General features: G+C 39.0%; 2 protein-coding genes. Both read left to right on the forward strand.

From position 1 onward, the window contains the following. Positions 1-280 precede the first annotated feature (280 nt). Entirely contained in the window at positions 281-709 is a 429-nt protein-coding gene (gene rplM / locus GQR46_RS19800; RefSeq protein WP_007378318.1) for a 50S ribosomal protein L13, read from the forward strand. An 8-nt stretch (positions 710-717) separates the two neighbouring features. Then, complete coding sequence (rpsI, locus tag GQR46_RS19805; RefSeq protein WP_024595789.1) at positions 718-1110, forward strand: 30S ribosomal protein S9; 393 nt, start codon at positions 718-720, stop codon at positions 1108-1110. Positions 1111-1322: the final 212 nt, after the last annotated feature.

Genomic DNA, 1322 nt, shown 5'->3' on the forward strand with positions numbered 1-1322 from the left:
AGTAGGCAAAAGTGTAATAGGTCAGCCATTAAAAATAAGAAGTTTGTATATAGTACTTCTTATTTTAAAATTTCTTGTGGAAAAAACAACCGGGAGTAGCAATGTGTTTTAAGTGCTGGTATACTCCCGCGTCTGCCACGTTGCGTTCTATGCCCTCATATAGTCTAGCCACTTGTGAGCGGCGCAAAAGTCTAAAACTCGAAGGGGTTATAGCAAACTTAGAGCAGTAGTTAATATTAACTACTTGTGGTTTTAATTGAAAAACATTGGATTTTTATAAATGAAAACGTTTGTTGCTAAACCAGAAACAGTAAAACGTGACTGGTACGTAGTTGACGCTGAAGGTAAAACTTTAGGTCGCATCGCTACTGAAATCGCTCATCGCCTACGCGGTAAGCATAAAGTTGAATATACACCGCACGTAGATACTGGTGATTATATCATCGTTATCAACGCTGAAAAAGTTACTGTAACTGGTAACAAATTCAAAAACAAAGTGTACTATTCACACTCTGGTTTTCCAGGTGGTCTTAAGTCTACTACTTTTGATAAACTTCAAGCTGCAAAGCCTGAAATGATCATCGAGAAGGCTGTTAAGGGCATGTTGCCACGTGGTCCTTTAGGCCGCGCTATGTACCGTAAACTTAAAGTTTACACAGGTACTGAGCACAACCATGCTGCACAACAGCCTCAGGTTCTAGACATTTAAGGAGCACCATCATGGCAAATCAATACTACGGTACAGGTCGTCGTAAAAGTTCAAGTGCTCGCGTATTCTTACGCCCAGGCACTGGTAACATCGTAATCAACAAACGCTCTCTAGAAGAGTATTTTGGTCGCGAAACAGCACGCATGGTTGTTCATCAAGCTCTAGAGCTAGTTGATATGACTGAAAAATTTGACCTTTACATCACCGTTTCTGGTGGTGGTACAACTGGTCAAGCTGGTGCTATCCGTCATGGTATCACTCGTGCACTTATGGAGTTTGACGAGTCATTACGTCCACAACTTCGTAAAGCAGGTTTTGTTACACGTGATGCACGTAAAGTTGAACGTAAGAAAGTGGGTCTTAAGAAAGCGCGTAAGCGTCCACAGTTCTCAAAACGTTAATCTATACGTTATCAAGAATTCAAAAACCCAGCTTATGCTGGGTTTTTTGTTTTTAAATCAAAATGTTTACATTTGCAACTTAATGCGATTTTTCAATATCACTGCCATACTTGGTTATTGCAGCAATTAATGATGATCAAATTAATTAATAACTGCGTATTAATTAAACGAAAGTTAAAAAACACTCAGATAGCTGCAAAAAAGTTAAATAA

The sequence above is a fragment of the Pseudoalteromonas sp. Z1A6 genome (genome assembly GCF_011378745.1).
Classification (GTDB): Bacteria; Pseudomonadota; Gammaproteobacteria; order Enterobacterales; family Alteromonadaceae; genus Pseudoalteromonas; species Pseudoalteromonas arctica.